The organism is Nonomuraea sp. NPDC003560 (assembly GCF_042878785.1).
GTDB lineage: Bacteria > Actinomycetota > Actinomycetes > Streptosporangiales > Streptosporangiaceae > Nonomuraea.
This window is the reverse complement of the sequence record NZ_JBIAOF010000004.1, coordinates 522,764-538,378: the sequence shown is the minus strand read 5'-3', so window position 1 is coordinate 538,378 and position 15,615 is coordinate 522,764. Positions and strand designations below refer to the sequence as shown.

The 15,615-nt window shown below is 73.2% G+C and carries 13 protein-coding genes; 4 read left to right on the top strand and 9 right to left on the bottom strand.

The genetic code is table 11. From position 1 onward, the window contains the following. Window positions 1–3: 3 nt before the first annotated feature. The 3 genes from ACFYUV_RS18645 to ACFYUV_RS18635 all read right to left on the bottom strand — a co-directional run bounded on the left by ACFYUV_RS18645 (window position 4) and on the right by ACFYUV_RS18635 (window position 3,118). A complete protein-coding gene (locus tag ACFYUV_RS18645) occupies window positions 4–438 on the bottom strand; it encodes a calmodulin-binding protein (RefSeq protein ID WP_387669861.1) in 435 nt (144 codons plus the stop codon). Window positions 439–513: 75 nt separating this feature from the next. Continuing rightward, a complete protein-coding gene (locus tag ACFYUV_RS18640) occupies window positions 514–1,656 on the bottom strand; it encodes a hypothetical protein (RefSeq protein WP_387669860.1) in 1,143 nt (380 codons plus the stop codon). Between the two features lie 91 nt (window positions 1,657–1,747). Beyond that, a complete protein-coding gene (locus ACFYUV_RS18635) occupies window positions 1,748–3,118 on the bottom strand; it encodes a pentapeptide repeat-containing protein (RefSeq protein WP_358293061.1) in 1,371 nt (456 codons plus the stop codon). Between the two features lie 106 nt (window positions 3,119–3,224). Between ACFYUV_RS18635 and ACFYUV_RS18630 the strand changes: the two genes are divergently transcribed. Next, complete coding sequence (locus ACFYUV_RS18630) at window positions 3,225–4,922, top strand: ExeM/NucH family extracellular endonuclease (RefSeq protein ID WP_387669859.1); 1,698 nt, start codon at window positions 3,225–3,227, stop codon at window positions 4,920–4,922. Window positions 4,923–5,082: 160 nt separating this feature from the next. Then, complete coding sequence (locus ACFYUV_RS18625) at window positions 5,083–5,457, top strand: thioredoxin family protein (protein WP_352351738.1); 375 nt, start codon at window positions 5,083–5,085, stop codon at window positions 5,455–5,457. On the opposite strand, the gene ACFYUV_RS18620 is transcribed toward ACFYUV_RS18625, so the two are convergent. Continuing rightward, complete coding sequence (locus ACFYUV_RS18620; RefSeq protein ID WP_387669857.1) at window positions 5,423–6,865, bottom strand: MFS transporter; 1,443 nt, start codon at window positions 6,863–6,865, stop codon at window positions 5,423–5,425. The genes ACFYUV_RS18625 and ACFYUV_RS18620 overlap by 35 nt on opposite strands. Before the next feature lie 26 nt (window positions 6,866–6,891). On the opposite strand from ACFYUV_RS18620, the gene ACFYUV_RS18615 reads away from it, so the two are divergent. After that, window positions 6,892–7,743, top strand: a complete 852-nt coding sequence (locus ACFYUV_RS18615) for a LysR family transcriptional regulator (protein ID WP_387669856.1) — start codon at window positions 6,892–6,894, stop codon at window positions 7,741–7,743. Window positions 7,744–7,816: 73 nt separating this feature from the next. On the opposite strand, the gene ACFYUV_RS18610 is transcribed toward ACFYUV_RS18615, so the two are convergent. The 4 genes from ACFYUV_RS18610 to ACFYUV_RS18595 form a co-directional block, all read right to left on the bottom strand. Further along, the gene (locus ACFYUV_RS18610) at window positions 7,817–8,584 is read right to left on the bottom strand and encodes an SAM-dependent methyltransferase (RefSeq protein WP_387669854.1); all 768 of its coding nucleotides are present in this window, start codon (window positions 8,582–8,584) and stop codon (window positions 7,817–7,819) included. A 120-nt stretch (window positions 8,585–8,704) separates the two neighbouring features. Then, the gene (locus ACFYUV_RS18605; RefSeq protein WP_352351730.1) at window positions 8,705–10,042 is read right to left on the bottom strand and encodes a class II 3-deoxy-7-phosphoheptulonate synthase; all 1,338 of its coding nucleotides are present in this window, start codon (window positions 10,040–10,042) and stop codon (window positions 8,705–8,707) included. Window positions 10,043–10,110: 68 nt separating this feature from the next. Next, a complete protein-coding gene (locus tag ACFYUV_RS18600; protein ID WP_387669852.1) occupies window positions 10,111–11,307 on the bottom strand; it encodes an FAD-dependent oxidoreductase in 1,197 nt (398 codons plus the stop codon). 95 nt (window positions 11,308–11,402) lie between these two features. Then, window positions 11,403–12,350 carry a LysR substrate-binding domain-containing protein gene (locus ACFYUV_RS18595; RefSeq protein WP_387645042.1) on the bottom strand — a complete coding sequence of 316 codons (948 nt, stop codon included), beginning with the start codon at window positions 12,348–12,350 and terminating at the stop codon, window positions 11,403–11,405. 77 nt (window positions 12,351–12,427) lie between these two features. On the opposite strand from ACFYUV_RS18595, the gene ACFYUV_RS18590 reads away from it, so the two are divergent. Continuing rightward, window positions 12,428–14,671, top strand: coding sequence for a M64 family metallopeptidase (locus ACFYUV_RS18590; RefSeq protein WP_387669850.1), 2,244 nt, complete (start codon window positions 12,428–12,430; stop codon window positions 14,669–14,671). Here the strand turns inward: ACFYUV_RS18590 and ACFYUV_RS18585 are convergent. Beyond that, a complete protein-coding gene (locus tag ACFYUV_RS18585) occupies window positions 14,618–15,610 on the bottom strand; it encodes a phosphotransferase family protein (protein WP_387669848.1) in 993 nt (330 codons plus the stop codon). The two genes, ACFYUV_RS18590 and ACFYUV_RS18585, sit on opposite strands and share 54 nt — an antisense overlap. Window positions 15,611–15,615: the final 5 nt, after the last annotated feature.

Below are 15,615 nucleotides of genomic sequence, written 5' to 3'. Positions count from 1 at the left end.
GCCCTACATGGCCGGGAGCTCGCGGGTCAGGCGCGAGCTCCACGGGCACCAGTGGCCGCCCGGCAGGAACGCGCCGCCCACCTCGTCGAGGTACTCCTCCACGTACGTCATGCTCGCGTCGCAGACCTCGATGGCCACGTCGAAGAAGCCGATCGTCTCGGGCTGCAGGTGGTAGCTCCACCGGGCGTTGTAGGCGACGGGCCGCTTGACGATGCGGCCGTGCACGTGCGGCCGCTCGTCGGTGGCCCCAGCCAGCAGGTCGCGGGCGTGCCGGATGGAGTCGGGGTCGGTGAGCTGCATGACGAACCCTGACCGGCCGTCGGTGTCGGTGAACTCGAAGTACGCCTCTCCGGCCGCCTGGGCCGGGACGGCTCCCGCCGCGGCGAGCAGGACGACGGACGCCAGCACAGCGCTGATCTTGGTGACGATGCGGGGCACGGGGGACACCTCCGAAACTGTCGGCCGCACTCTGCGACTCGTCACTCAAAGTAATCGACTGAATGCGCAAAGTCACTAGAACGGAAGCCGGAGATGGGCCATGACCTGCGCGGCCACCTCCTGCGGCGGCCGGCCGTCGGTGTCCAGGCGCACGTCGCCCGCCCCCGCCCGGTCGAGGGCGGCGGCCTCCCGCGCCGCCCGCCCGGCCACGGCCCGCAGGGCGTCCGGGCCGAGCCCCCGCAGCTCGTCGCCGGGCGTCGCCGGGCCGCCTCCCCGGCCGCGCAGCAGCACGCGTTCCAGCAGCGTGGCGGGGGAGGCGTGCAGCCGGAACACGGTCGGGGTCAGGCCGGGAAGCAGGCGGGTGCAGGCGCGGACGGCCTCGTCGGAGTCGGCCCCGCCGGAGACGACCAGGCAGCCGGCCCCGGCCGCCCGGTACCCGTCCCACAACGCGGCCAGGCCGCGTGCCCTGAGCCGGCGGCCCTCCTCCTCGGTGGACGGGCGCAGCGCGGAGATCTGCCGCAGATCGACGTAGGCGGCCCGTACGCCCGACCGGTGGACGCGGCTGAAGACCTCGTAGCCGACCGTCGACTTCCCGGCCGCCGTCGCCCCCGAGAACCACACCAGGGGAACCGGCACGCCGGAACCGGCACAGTGGCCCTGCGTGTCCGGAAAGGCCGAGGCTGGGCGGATGTCCGCGACGGGCGGCGGCCAGCCGCCCAGCCGGTCGAGCACCAGCCGGGCCGTCTCGGCCACCGTCCGGCCGCCGGTGTCCACGCACAGGTCGGCGTACCGGCTGCGGTCCTGCTCGACGGCCTCGGCCACGGCCGCCTCCACCAGGTCCGGACGCCAGCCCCGCCCCAGGAACCGCTCCCGCAGCTCCGCGTGCGGCACCCGCAACCGGCACACGGTGAACGCCGCGCCGGGCAGCAGCGCGGTGTACTCGCCGACCTCCTCGGGCGTGTCCACGAACCCGGCCAGCACCAGGCAGCGCATCCCCGCGCGCCGGAACCCGGGCCACAGGGCCGCCAGGTTGCGCGCCCGCAGGCGATGCGTGCCGCCCTCCGGCGCCGGATGGCACAGGGCGATCTGGTCGGCGTCGAGGAACGCCGCCTTGACGCCGCCGCGGCCCAGATGGTCGAAGATCTCCCACCCGGCCGAGGACTTCCCGGCGCCCGTGGGGCCCGTCAACCACAGCAGCGGCAGCGGATCGGTACTCACCGGCGCGACCCTAGCGAGCCCGGTCCGCCGCCTGCCACCGCATTTCGGCCCGCCTGCCGGTGGCTGACCGGTGGTGGACGGCTCGGCCCGGCTACTGGTGGAGGACCGGGTTGTGGTGGACCGCCTGGCGGGCCGCGTGCGAGGTGGAGCTCCACAACACCGCCGCCGCCGTCAGCGCCGCGAGCAGCGTGCACCAGGCCACCGCGCGTCCGAGCCGCATGCCGTACCCCCACAGCAGCCACGACAGCGACAGCCACCAGTGCTCACCGGCCTGGCGGCGCATCTCCATGGCGGCGAACGCGAAGTCGGCCGAGGTGTCGCGGTCCTCGATCCGGCCGCGCAGCTCGGCGTAGAGGGCGGCCAGCAGGTCGGGGGTGGTGGGCGAGCCGCCGGAGGCGTCCCAGCCGCGCAGGGCGTGCTCGTCGGCCAGCGCGCTGCGCCGCGAGATCCAGCGCAGCATCGGACGGCGCAGGCTGACCCGCACGCCGCGCGGCGTGAGCGCGAACGTGCAGTTCCTGACCCGCACCCCGGCCGGGTGCGTGAGCCCGGCGAAGCCGCAGCCCGACAGGTCGAGGCCGGTCAGCGTGAGGCTGGCGGCGTCCACCTGGCGCAGCGAGCTCAGCATCGACAGGCCCTTGCCGGTCACCGAGGCGGGCCCGTGCAGCACGGCGCCCTCCAGGTCGGCGCTGGAGTCGGTCAGCCGCACGGTGGCGGCCCCGAAGACCTCGGCCCGCCGCAGGTCCACCCCGCAGCGTGCGACCGTCACGTCGAGCAGGCCGTCGGCGCGGGCGCGCGCGGCCGAGAGCCTGCCGGAGGCCGACAGGTAGGCGTCCCCGGCGAAGTGGGCGTAGTCGAACCCCGCCTGCCCGCGCACCTTGCGGAAGGAGAGCGTCCGGCCGAACCTGGCCCCGCGGAACGTGGCGCCGGTGCCCAGGCGGGCGTCGTCGAAGGTGGCGTACCCGTCGAACCGGGCGCCCTCGCAGGAGAGCCCGTGCTCGAAGACGGCCTGGCCGAACAGCGCGTCGCGGGACATCACGGCCCGGTCGAGCGAGACGTGCCCCCGGACGCGTACGCCGTGGAAGGACAGCTCGCGCGTGAACCTGGCCGCCGCCAGCGACACGTTGCCCTCGAATCGGGCCCCGAAGAAGGAGGCGAGCCGCTCGAACCTGGCTCCGTCGAGCGACACGTCCCCGGCGAAGGTCACGCCCGACAATCTGACGTCGCCGGTGAACCTGGCCCGGTCGAGCCGGGCGCGGCCCGGTCTGCAACTCGTCGCCTCCAGGACCCGCGAGAGCAGGTCGCCGTTGACGGTGGTGCCGCGGAGGTCGAGCAGCCTGCCGGGGGACAACCGGGCGAGGACGGCGGGCAGGTCCTCGGCCGGCAGATGCGCCAGGCACAGGCCGGACGGCTGTTGGGCGATTCCGGGGCAGGCAGCAGAAAACGCGCAGGTGACCCAGTCCATGCACTGGTCATACCCGCGTGCCGCCGATGTCAAGGTTCGATGATTTAATGTTCTATCCACTTTTGTGTGGAAATATGCGGTCAATAATCCCTCTAAAGTGCCGGTCATGCGCGTTTTATCCCGAGCAGCACTCGCTGCCCTCGTGGCGGGCGCCCTGACCGCCACGCCGGCCCTCGCCGACACGGCGGCGGCGCCCTGTGACACCCCGGCCGACCGCCGCGTCGCCGAGGTGCAGGGCAGCGGCGACACCGGCCCCCTGACCGGCCAGACCGTACGGGTCGAAGGCATCGTGACCGGCGACTTCCAGCGGACCGACCAGCTCAGCGGCTTCTTCCTCCAGGACCCGCGGCCGGACGCCGACCCCAGGACCTCCGAGGGCCTGTTCGTCTTCGCCCGCGAGTCGTTCAAGGACGTCAAGACCGGCGACCGCGTCCTGGTCACCGGCAAGGCCACCGAGTTCAACGGCTGGACCGAGCTGTCCCCGGTCACCGCCGTGGACGTCTGCGGCACCGGGAGCGTGGCGGCGCAGCCGTACACGCTGCCCCCGGCCGCGGACGGCCTGGAGGCCGTCGAGAACATGCTGCTCACCTTCCCGCAGCCGCTCACCGTGGACGACAACTACAACCTGGGCCGCTTCGGCGAGGTCACGGTGTCGGCGCACGGCCGGCTCTACCAGCCCACCGACCGGCCCGGCGTGGACCCCGCCGCCGACACGCGCCGCTCGCTGCTCATCGACGACGGCTCCAACCGGGAGAACCCGGCGACGCTGCCGCCCGTCACGCGGGCGGGCGCCGTGGCCGCCGGCGTCACCGGCGTGCTCGGGTACGGCTTCGGCGAGTACCGCCTCCAGCCCACCCAGCCGATCGCCTACCTGGACGCCAACCCGCGCACGCCGCGCCCCTTCCCGGTGGTGGGCAACGTGAAGGTGGCCTCGTTCAACACCCTCAACTGGTTCACCACCATCGGCTCGCGCGGCGCGAGCAACGCCGGCGAGCAGCAGCGGCAGCTCGCCAAGCTGGTGGCCGCGCTGAAGGGCCTGGACGCCGACGCGGTCGCCCTCATGGAGGTCGAGAACAACGGCCAGACCGCGCTGCAGGCGCTCGTGGACGCCGTCAACGCCGAGGTCGGCGCCGGCACGTACGCGGCCCTCAGCCACCCCTACCCCGGCACGGACCTCATCCAGGTCGGCCTGATCTACAAGCCGGGCAAGCTCACCCCGGTCGGCGAGACCAAGGCCTCCCAGGACCCGGTCTTCAGCCGTCCGCCGCTGATCCAGACCTTCCGCAGGAAGGGCGGCGGCCAGCCGTTCACCATGATCGTCAACCACCTCAAGTCCAAGGGCAGCTGCCCGGCCGGCGGCCCCGACGCCGACCAGGGCGACGGCCAGAGCTGCTGGAACCCCACCCGCGTCAAGCAGGCGCAGGCGCTGCTCGGCATCATCGGCGACCAGGACCTGCCCAACCCGCTCGTGCTCGGCGACCTCAACGCCTACGGCGAGGAGGACCCGATCGACACGCTGGAGGCCGGCGGCCTGACCAGCCTCACCAAGCGGTTCGTGCCGCAGGCGCAGCGCTACAGCTACCTGTTCGACGGCCTGGCGGGCGAGCTCGACCACGCCTTCGCCGGCAAGCAGCTGCTCAAGCGGGTGACCAGCACCACGATCTGGCACATCAACTCCGACGAGCCGCGCATCCGCGACTACAACACCGAGTTCAACCCGCCCGGCCTCTACCAGCCGGACGCCTACCGCTCCTCCGACCACGACCCCCTGGTGATCGGCCTGACCCTGCCCGGCGGCCACTGACCCGTGCTGATCCGTGCGGAAGGCGCGGCCCGCGGGCCGCGCCTTCCGGCGTTCCGGAACGCCCGCCGCAGCGGGGTTGCGGGCCCTCAGAGCATGGAATGCTGGTGGGGGGTACGTGGTTGACACGGTTGCAATTTCACCGAAGAGCGAGGAGCCACTTGTGGCGACCATCGAAGTAACAGAGAAGAACTTCAACGACATCGCCGACAAGGGCATCGTGCTGCTCGACTTCTGGGCGACGTGGTGCCCGCCGTGCAAGAAGTTCGGGCCGATCTTCGAGGCGGCCTCCGACAAGCACGACGACATCACCTTCGGCAAGATCGACACCGACGCCGAGCAGGCGCTCGCCCAGGGCTTCGACATCACCTCGATCCCCACGCTGATGGCCATCCGCGACGGCATCGTGGTCTTCGCCCAGGCCGGCGCGATCCCGGCCCCGGCCCTGGAGGACCTCATCCGCCAGGTCCGCGCCCTCGACATGGACGCGATCCGGGCCGAGCTCAGCGAGGAGCTGAAGAACGCCGAGCAGAACTGACCCCGGCGGGCCCCGCCGGCACGGCGGGGCCCTCGCGTCGCCCGGCCCGCGCCATGGCGGCGGCCAGCGGGAACAGCGCGATCACCACGAGCGTGCCGGGCAGCCCGGCCAGGCGTGACAACGCGCCCGCCACGCCGAGCCCGATCCCGCCGCCGACGAAGAACGTCAGGTTCAGCAGGCCCATCGCGCCGCCGCGCCGCTCCACCGGGAAGCCCGCCGACATCCGGGCCGTGATCACCACCTGGGCCAGCGAGAACGCCGGGAACCCGAGCGAGGCGGCCACCACCAGCAGCACGGCGGCCCACCCCGCCGGCCCGCCGTGCCCGTCCTGCCCGCCGGTGAGCGCTCCGGCGAGCCCCGCCGCGACCAGGCAGAGCGCGAACGCCGCGGCCACCGCGGGCAGCAGCCACGACCGGGTGCCCGCGATCCTGGCCAGCACCACGCCCACCAGCGCGCCCGGCAGCAGCCAGGCGCCGATCGCCGGCACGCTCCACCCGTGCACCCCGGCCAGGAGCTGCGGGGCGGCCCACATGGTGGCGAACAGGCCGCCGTACACGCCGACGCCGATCAGGGCGGCCCCGCGGAAGACGCGGTCGGCCGGCAGGTCACGCGGGACGAACCCGCCCGCGACCGTACGGGTGCGCCGGACCAGCGCGGCCCCCGCGAGCACCGCCACCACCCCGGCCAGCGCCGCGACCGGCCAGGTCAGCCCCAGGTTGGCCGACTGGACGAGCACGAGGAACGCCGACACGCCCGCCGCCAGCAGCCCCGCGCCCACGACGTCCACCCGACCGCCCGACCCCGCGCGCCGCGCCACCGGCAGGCAGAACGGCACCGCCACCAGCGCCAGCGCGGGCAGCGCGAGCGTGAGCCGCCACGACAACGCCTGGGTGACCAGCCCGCCGGCCAGCGTCGCGCCCGCCGAGAACACCGCCATCGCGCTGCCGAACCAGGCCAGCACCGCCTGACGGCGCTCCGGTTCGGCCGTCGCCGCCAGGTTCAGCGCGACCGCCGACAGCGCGCCCGACCCGGCCGCCAGCACCGCCCGCGCGGCCACGAGCGCGCCCAGCGACGGCGCCACCAGGCAGGCCAGCGCGCCCAACGCCAGCACCGCGGAGCCGAGCAGCAGCGTGCGGCGCACCCCCCACGCGTCCGACAGGCGCCCGAACAGCGCCGTCCCGATGCCCAACGCCAGCGCGTGCGCGGTAAGCACCCACACCACCGCGCCAGGACGCGCCCCCAGTGCGGCGGCGACGTCCGGCAGGGCGACCCCGGCCGCCGTGACGCCGAACACGGCCGGGCCGAACAGCGCGCCCAGCCTGATCCCGATCGATCCACTCCCGTTCATGCCGGCCAGTCCATCGCGGGAAGAGCGGGCGAACCAGGAGACGTTCTCCTGGACAGTCATCACAGATCATGATGAATGGAGACACAGTGGAGCTGCGGCAGCTCGCCTACTTCGTCGCCGTCGCCGACGAGGGCGGTTTCGGCCGGGCCGCCGAGCGGCTGCACATCGTGCAGCCCGCGGTCAGCCAGCAGGTGAGCAGGCTGGAACGCGAGCTGGGCGCCCGCCTGTTCGACCGGTCGACCCGGCACGTGCGGCTGACGGAGGCGGGGGAGCGACTGCTGCCCGAGGCCCGCGAGGTGCTCGCCGCGGCCGAACGGGCCCGCCGGGCGGTCACCGGCCATCTGGCCGAGGCCACCCTGCGGCTCGGCGTGTCCGCCGCGCCCGGCACCCGCCTGTACCCCATGCTCGACCGGCTCGACCCCGGCCTGCGGGTCCGGCTCACCAAGCAGGGGCTGGCCGAGCGGCTGGCGGCGGTGCGCTCCGGCGACCTGGACGCCGCGCTGGTGCGGCTGGTGGACGCCGCGCCCGGCCTGGAGTTCTTCCCCGCCTGGACCGAGCCGCTGGTCGTGGCGCTGCCCGCGGCCCATCCGCTGGCCGGCTCCGGCACGCTCAGCCTCGCCCAGCTGGGCGACCTGCCCGTACGGCTCGCCCCCCGCGAGCGCAACCCGCCCTTCCACGACCTGGTCACCGGGGCCCTGGCGCGGGCGGCCGTGGACCCGCCGCGCGGCCCGGCCTTCACCGGCCTGCACGACACGCTCATCGACCTGGCCTCGGGCCCGCCGTCGTGGACGCTGTTCTACCCGGTCTTCGACGAGCTGCCGCCGATCCGCGGCGTGGCCTACGCCGGCCTGGACGAGCCCGAGGTGCGCACGTACCTCGCCGTGCCGGCCGGGCCGCCGACGGCCCGGGTGCGGCAGCTCCTGGCGGCCCTGCCCTGACCGGGCCCCTCACCGCGCCTTTCACTGCGGCCCTCACCGCGGCCCGGACCGGGGGCCGCGATCCGGCCGTGCGTCAGGGCTTGCGGCCGACGCCGACGTAGCCGACGTCGGTGCCGTTCGTCAGGGCGGGCGGCTCGGTGGGACGCCAGTCCTGGGGGAAGACCAGGCCGGGGTCGGCCAGCTCGTAGCCCTCGAAGAAGGTCAGGATCTCCTTGTCGGTCCGCAGGCTCAGCGCGGCCGTGGCCTGGTTGTAAACCTCCAGCGCCTGCGGGGTGGTGTCCGGCTTGGCGTCGATGGCGTGGCTGATCACCAGGTGGCTGCCGGGGGCGCTGACCTCGCGCAGCCGGGCCACGATGGGGTGGGCCTGCTCGTCGGGGATGAAGTGCAGGATCGCCAGCATGAGGAAGGCCACCGGCTGGTCGAAGTCGACCAGCGCGCCCAGCTTGTCCAGCAGGGTGTCCACGTCGCGGATGTCGGCCTGCAGGATGTCGACGTTGTCCGTACGGGCCAGCAGCGCCCGGCCGTGGACGCACACCACCGAGTCGTAGTCGACGTAGACCACGCGGGCCTCGGGCGCGATCTCGTGCGTGTTGCCCTGGGTCGGCAGCCCAGCGCCCAGGTCGACGATCTGCCGTACGCCCGAGTCCACCAGATGCCGCACGGCCCGCTGCAGGAACGCCCGGTTGCTGCGGGCGGCCTCCTTGGTGTTGGGGAACACCTTGAGGATCTGCTCCGCCGCGGCGCGGTCGGCCGCGAAGTTGTCCTTGCCGTCGAGGTAGTAGTCGTACATCCGCGCGACGTTGGGGACGTTGGGGTCGACCCCCTCGGGGGCACTGTCCACGATTTCTCCCGAAATTTCGGTCCTTCGGGTGATCATAGCCTCGCCGACCCCGCTCGCACTGGAATTCGGTTCGGTTGTCCGCGCGGCGCGCGTCACGAACACGCGCCACGCGGAACCAGCTCAGCCCCGGTAGAGCTCGGCCACGCGGAAGGCGAGGTCGAGGGACTGGCCGCGGTTGAGCCGCGGGTCGCAGGCCGTCTCGTAGCGGGTGCCGAGGTCGCCCTCGACGATCTCGTGGCCGCCGCCCACGCACTCGGTGACGTCGTCGCCGGTGAACTCGATGTGGATGCCGCCCGGGTGGGTGCCGAGCGCGCGGTGGACCTCGAAGAACCCGGCCACCTCGTCGAGCACGTCGTCGAAGTGCCGCGTCTTGTGCCCGCTGGGCGCCTCGAAGGTGTTGCCGTGCATCGGGTCGCAGATCCAGGCCACCTGGGCGCCGGCGGCCGTGACCTCCTTGACCAGGGTGGGCAGGTGCTCGCGGATCTTGGACGCGCCCATCCGGGTGATGAACGTGAGCCGGCCGGGCTCGTTGTCCGGGTTGAGCTTCTCGATCAGCGCGAGCGCCTCCTCCGGCGAGGTCGTCGGCCCGAGCTTGACGCCGATCGGGTTGCGGATGCCGGCGAAGAAGTCGACGTGCGCGCCGTCGAGCTGACGGGTGCGCTCGCCGATCCAGACCATGTGCGCCGAGACGTCGTAGGGCAGGCCGGTGCGCGAGTCGATGCGGGTGAGCGCCCGGTCGTAGTCGAGGATGAGCGCCTCGTGGGAGGAGTAGAACTCGACCGTGTGGAACTCCTCGGGCTCGGCCCCGCAGGCCCGCATGAAGGCCAGCGCCTGGTCGATCTCGCGGGCCAGCTGCTCGTAGCGGCGCCCGGCGGGCGACTCGGCCACGAAGTCCTGGTTCCAGGCGTGCACCTGGCGCAGGTCGGCGTAGCCGCCCTTGGTGAAGGCGCGCGCCAGGTTGAGCGTCACCGCCGAGGAGTGGTACGCCTTGAGCAGCCGCCACGGGTCGGGCTCGCGCGACTCGGGGGTGAACTCGAACCCGTTGACCATGTCGCCCCGGTAGGCCGGCAGCTCAACGCCGTCGCGGATCTCGGTGCCCTTCGACCGCGGCTTGGCGAACTGGCCCGCCACCCGGCCGATCTTCACGACCGGCACCTTCGCCGCGTAGGTCAGCACGATCGCCATCTGCAGCAACGTCTTGAGCTTGTTGCGCACGTTGTCGGCGGTCGCGCCGGAGAAGGTCTCGGCGCAGTCGCCGCCCTGCAGGACGAACGCCTCTCCGCGCGAGACGGCCGCCAGCTGCCTCTTGAGCTGGTCGCACTCGCCGGCGAAGACGAGCGGGGGCAGGCCGCCGAGCTCGGCGACGACCTTGTCGAGCTCACCGCGATCGGGCCAGTCGGGCTGCTGGGCCGCGGGGAGGGCTCGCCAGGAATCGAGATCCACGAGATTGCTGCTCACGAGATACGAGGGTATTCCACTGACCCGGCCCCACCGACCCTCTTGTCCACGTTGTGAGAATGCATTTATCAGCTTTCGGGAGACTTCACATGCTCAGGCAGCACCCCGAGGCCGATGAAACGCCGCGGCAGCCGGTTGAACAGCGGAATTCTGGTGAGGTCACGCGGCATCCTGGACGCGTCGAACCGCCGCCCCAGCGCCGGCGTGATCACCTGGTTCTGCACCAGGCGCTGGGCCGCCTGGGTGACCCGCGTGGGCAGCATGCGCCGCCGCTGCAGCCGGTGCAGGACGGACTCCGGGATCGGCAGGCCCGCGGCGAGCGGCGCGGCCAGCAGGTTGGCGGCGGCCACCGCGTCCTGGACGGCCAGGTTGATGCCCACCCCGAACACCGGCGACATGGCGTGCGCGGCGTCCCCGATGCACAGGAACCCCGGGCGGTGCCAGCGGCGCAGCCGGTTGAGCGCAACCGTGAGCACGCTGACGTCGTCGAAGCCCTCGATCTGCCCGACCCGGTCGGCCAGGTACGGCAGCAGCGTGGCCACCGGCCGCCTGAGGGCGTCGATGCCCTGCCCGGTCAGCCGCCCGAAGCCGCCCTTGGGGATCAGGTAGGCGAGCTGCCAGTAGGTCTCCCGGTTGATGGCGACCATCATGTGGCCGCTGGAGATGCGCAGGAACGTGTCGTCGGGGTCGTCGTCGTGCCGGGGCAGCCTGAACCAGACCACGTCCATCGGCGCGTGCAGGTCCTGGGGGACCAGGCCGGCGCGGGCGCGCAGCGCCGAGTGCCGCCCGTCGGCCGCCACGGTCAGCGTGGCCCGCAGCTCGTGCTCGCCGGACGGGTCGCGGTAGCGCACCCCGCGCACGGCCCCGCCCTCGCGGATCAGGTCGTGGGCCTCGGCGTTCATCAGCAGCCGGAAGTTCGGGTACGCGTTCGCGGCCGTGGTGACCAGCTTGAGGAAGTCCCACTGGGGCACGAACGCGATGTAGTCGTAGCCGCCCGGCAGGCCGCGCAGGCTGGCGAGCCTGATGTCGCCGGTGTCGGTCACCAGCCGCAGCTCGTGGGCCTTGCGGTGGGGCAGCTTCAGGAAGTCCTCCGCCAGGCCGAGCTCGGCCAGCACGCGCAGGGTGGAGGGGTGGATCGTGTCGCCGCGGAAGTCACGCAGGAAGTCGGCGTGCTTCTCCAGCAGCGTGACCTCGACGCCGGCCCTGGCCAGCAGCAGTCCGAGCACGGCCCCGGCGGGACCGCCTCCGGCTATCACACAAGTCATAATTCATCACCCAATGAGATTGTGTCACGTCCCCGGAAATGAGCAAGCCCCACCGCCCCTCCGGCGTGCCGGAGGGGCGGTGGGAGGGGGTGGGGTCAGGAGGGCAGGGGCGGGCGGCCGTAGCGGGCGGTCCAGGCGGTGTAGACCGGGCTGCGGGCCGCCACGGCGGCGTGCGCGGCGCGGGCGCTCTCCAGCAGCGCCGGCGCGTGCGCGGCGAACGACGACCGCCAGATGAGCACCTGACGCATCCACAGCGGGTTCCCGCGCAGCGGCAGCACCGACACCCGCTCGCCCGGGTCGTAGAGCGCCTGGCAGGCCGACACCGCGTGCCCGGCCGCGATCAGCTCCCGCCGCACCCCGGCCTCCACGAGCTGGTACCGCCCGCGCGGCGTGAACCCGGCCCGCCGGCACGCCTCCAGCAGGTGCTCCGGCCAGCCCATCCCGTCGGGCGGCGGCAGCACCCACGGCTCGCCCGCCAGCTCGGCCAGCTCCACCTCGGCGCGCCCCGCCAGCGGATGGGCGGCGGGCAGCGCCACGAACACCGGCTCGACCGCCACCACGCCCATCCCCATGGCCGGGCCGAGCCGCAGCTCGTGGTCGGGGTAGTCGGCCACCAGCGCCACGTCGAGCCGGCCGTTGGCCACCATGTCCACCAGCACCCGGACGTAGTGCTCGGTCTGCAGCGTGATCCGGGCCTCCGGCAGCGCGCCCGCCAGGTTCGCGACGAGGGGCACCACGACGGGGTTCTCGAAGCCGCCCACCCGGATCGCCTGCCCGGCCAGCTCGTACGGCCCCGCCGCCAGCAGGTCGTCCACCCCGGCGAGCACCACCCGCGCCCTGGCCAGCACGAACTCCCCGAACGCGGTGGCCGCCACGCCGCGGTGGTCGCGGGTGAAGACCGCCCCGCCGAGCAGGCGCTCGATCCGGCCGAGCTGGGCGGTGAGCGCGGGCTGGGAGACGCCGAGCGCCGCCGCGGCCCTGGTCACACTGCCGTGGTCGGCGATGGCGCGCAGCGTCCTGAGATGTCTCAGTTCGAGCTGCATCCCGCAGAAGCTATCACTCCGGAGTTATGCCCTTATGGGATGAGACTGCCGGATCCATCGGGCCGATAGTGCATGACATGCGTAGATTCGCGGCCCTGGTACTGGCCGCCGCCGTCCTCTATGTCCCATCCGCCCATGCGTCGGCGGCCGCCGACGGGCCCGGCGCGGCCACGGTCGTGCCGGTCCAGGTCACCGGCGCCCCGGCCAAGCGGTTCAACCTGATCGTCATGGGCGACGGCTACACCGAGGCCGAGCAGGCGAAGTTCCGGGCCGACGTGGACCGGCACCTCAACGTGATGTGGTCGATCGAGCCGTTCAAGACCTACCGCGACTACATCAACGTCTACCGGATCGACATCGTCTCGGGCGAGTCCGGCGTGAGCTGCGACCCCGGCCTGGACGCGCCCCGCCGCACCACCCCGCTGAGCATGGGCTTCTGGGGCGGCTGCAACCCCGGCAGCGTGCAGCGACTGATCACCATGGACAACTCCGCCGCCACCCGGTTCGCGAACCTGGTCACCGGGACGACGTCGGGCAACCGGCAGATCCTCGCCCTGGCCAACAGCGGCACCTACGGCGGCGCGGGCGGCAGCTACGCCACCGCCTCGGGCAGCAACTCCATGTCCGCCCTGATCAGCCCGCACGAGCTCGGCCACTCCCTGGGCGGCCTGCAGGACGAGTACGACTACTACCAGCGCGGCGTCCCCGGCGGGACCTACGGCGGCTCCGAGCCCTCCAGCGCGCACCACAGCCTGCTGACCGAGCAGCAGATGCTCGACCAGCGCCGGAAGTGGTGGCGGTGGCTGGGCGAGGACAGCGAGTCCGGCGGCCCGATCGCCCGCTACGAGGGTGGCCTGTACTACACCAGCGGCGTGTGGCGGCCGAGCAGGCACTCCATGATGAAGACCCTCGGCTACTACTTCGACCAGGTCAGCCGCGAGGTCATGACCCAGCGCATCACCGCCAAGACCACGCTGATCCAGGACTCCACGCCCACCGCCGCGCCCGTCGGGGCCGACCGGGTGCTCTGGGTCGAGCCGATGCGCCCGGTGGGGCACTCGCTGACCACCACCTGGGCCGTGGACGGCAAGAGCCTGCCCGGCGACGCCGACGTCCTCGACCTGCGCACGCTGGGCCTGGCCGCGGGCACGCACACGGTCACGGCCACGGTCGCCGACCCCACGGAGTTCGTCCGGGACCCGGCGATCCGGACCGCCATGAGCCGGACCCGCACCTGGACCGTGGACACCACGCTCACCACGCCGCCCGACGGCGTCCAGGCCGCCGTCGTGTCGTCCACGCCGACGGACCGCCCGGCCGGGCGCGAGGCCGTCGTGTACGTCGAGACCACCCACCCGGCGGCGTCCGTCCCCGCCGTCGCCTGGGCGCTGGACGGCCGGCCGGCGGGCACCGGCACCGAGTTCGACCTGGGCGCGGCCGACCTGGCGCCCGGCGCCCACACCCTCACCGCCACCCTCGGCGCCACCACGCTGACCTGGCAGGTCGACGCCACCGAGCCCACCACCGGGTACGAGCTGTCCGAGCCCCTCGCCCGCTCCGGCGACACCTACGTCTACAACGGCCCGTTCACGATGAAGCTCACCGGCGACGACGACCGCGACGGCTACGTGGTCTCGGAGTCCCGGGTGGACGGCGACGGCTGGTTCAACTACTTCGGCTGGCCCACCTCCTCCGAGCTGCCCTGGACGTTCACCGAGCAGGGCACCGTCATCGACTCCCTGGTCTACGGCAAGCTGCCGCGCGGCCGGCACACCGTCGAGTACCGCTCGATCGACGCCGCCGGCAACTACGGGCAGGCCAAGAGCTTCACCGTCACCACCATCGCCCCGCCGCCCGCCTGCGACCGCACCGTCACCGGCGCGCACCGGGGCCCGCTCACCGTGGCCGACGGCGTCACCTGCCTGAAGGACGCCCAGGTCACCGGCCCGGTCACGGTCAAGGCCGGCGCCTCGCTGGTGACGGATGGCGGCCGGATCAGCGGCACGCTCACCGCCGCCGGGCCCGCCGCCGTGCACCTGATCAGGACGCGCGTGGACGGCGCGCTCAGCGTCACCGGCGCGGGCCGGCTCACGGTCGTGGGCGCCGAGCTGCGCGGCGCGGCCGTGCTCACCGGCAACACCGCGCCGATCCTGTCGGGCGCCACGGTCAAGGGCGCGCTCGCCTGCACCGGCAACACCCCCGGGCCCGCCGACCTCGGCGTGCCGAACCAGGTGAACGGCGCGGGCGGTGGTCAGTGCGGCAAGCTGTCAGCGGGCGTCAAGGGGAAGCCGTACGAGGCGGTCCAGGACGTCCGTCAGTGAGCTGACGGCCAGATCGCGGACCCTGGCGTACTCGGACTCCGGGTACTGCCGGGGTCCGTTCTCCACCAGCAGGATCAGGTAGAGGTAGGCGCGGTACAGATCCAGCCGGACGCGGGCCGAGGAGGTCAGCTCCAGCGGCGTCACCTCGCGGTAGCCGGCCAGCAGCGGGTCGTCCTCGCGCAGCTCGTCGAAGATCGTCGGGGTGACGAACTCGGCGATCGGGTCGCCCCAGAACGCCCGCTCGTGGTCGATGATCGCCTGGATGCGCGGCTCGCCGGTCAGGTCGAGGAACACGTTCCCGGCCCACACGTCGAAGTGCACCAGGCACGGCGTGGTCACCTCGTCCAGCACCGGCGCGGCCCGCTCGAAGAGCGCCATGATCTCGGCGGCCGGGCGGGGCAGCGGCGCCGGGTAGCGCTCGGTGTCGGCCAGCAGCGCGCCCGCCATGGCCAGGAACGCCTCCCGCCAGGTCGAGCCGACGATCCCGGCGTGCGGGTAGCCGAACACCTCGCCGGTCACCGCGTTGAAGGCGGCCAGGTGGCGGCCGAGCTCCCGGCGCAGCGCCTGCTCGCCCTCGGGCTTGACGTCGTTCCAGGAGACGCCGTCGAGCGCGGTCAGCATCAGGTAGTCGCCGCCGAGCACCGGGTCGTCGAAGCCGGCCACCAGCAGCTCGGCCATGGGCACGCCCGCCGCGGCGGCCAGCTCGTAGGCGGCGGCCTCCATGCGCAGCAGGTTGCGCTCGTAGCTGAGCTGGTCGAGGTCGGGCGAGGGGGAGAGCTTGAGCACCACCTCGCGGCCGTCCTCCAGGGTCAGCCGCCACACGGCGTTGGCGTAGCCGTCGGTCAGCTCGACGGCCGTGAAGACGCCCGCCCCCACGGCCCGTCTGGCCAGCGCGTCGAGCTCGGCGGGCGATAAGCGGCGCTTGGTCCTGCTGTCCACGCGAG

Coding starts and splice junctions, on each gene's coding strand:
- ACFYUV_RS18635 (WP_358293061.1), bottom strand. CDS start 3,118: ATGGACTGGGTCACCTGCGCGTTTTCTGCTGCCTGCCCCGGAATCGCC.
- ACFYUV_RS18630 (WP_387669859.1), top strand. CDS start 3,225: ATGCGCGTTTTATCCCGAGCAGCACTCGCTGCCCTCGTGGCGGGCGCC.
- ACFYUV_RS18620 (WP_387669857.1), bottom strand. CDS start 6,865: ATGACTGTCCAGGAGAACGTCTCCTGGTTCGCCCGCTCTTCCCGCGAT.
- ACFYUV_RS18600 (WP_387669852.1), bottom strand. CDS start 11,307: ATGACTTGTGTGATAGCCGGAGGCGGTCCCGCCGGGGCCGTGCTCGGA.
- ACFYUV_RS18595 (WP_387645042.1), bottom strand. CDS start 12,350: ATGCAGCTCGAACTGAGACATCTCAGGACGCTGCGCGCCATCGCCGAC.
- ACFYUV_RS18590 (WP_387669850.1), top strand. CDS start 12,428: ATGCGTAGATTCGCGGCCCTGGTACTGGCCGCCGCCGTCCTCTATGTC.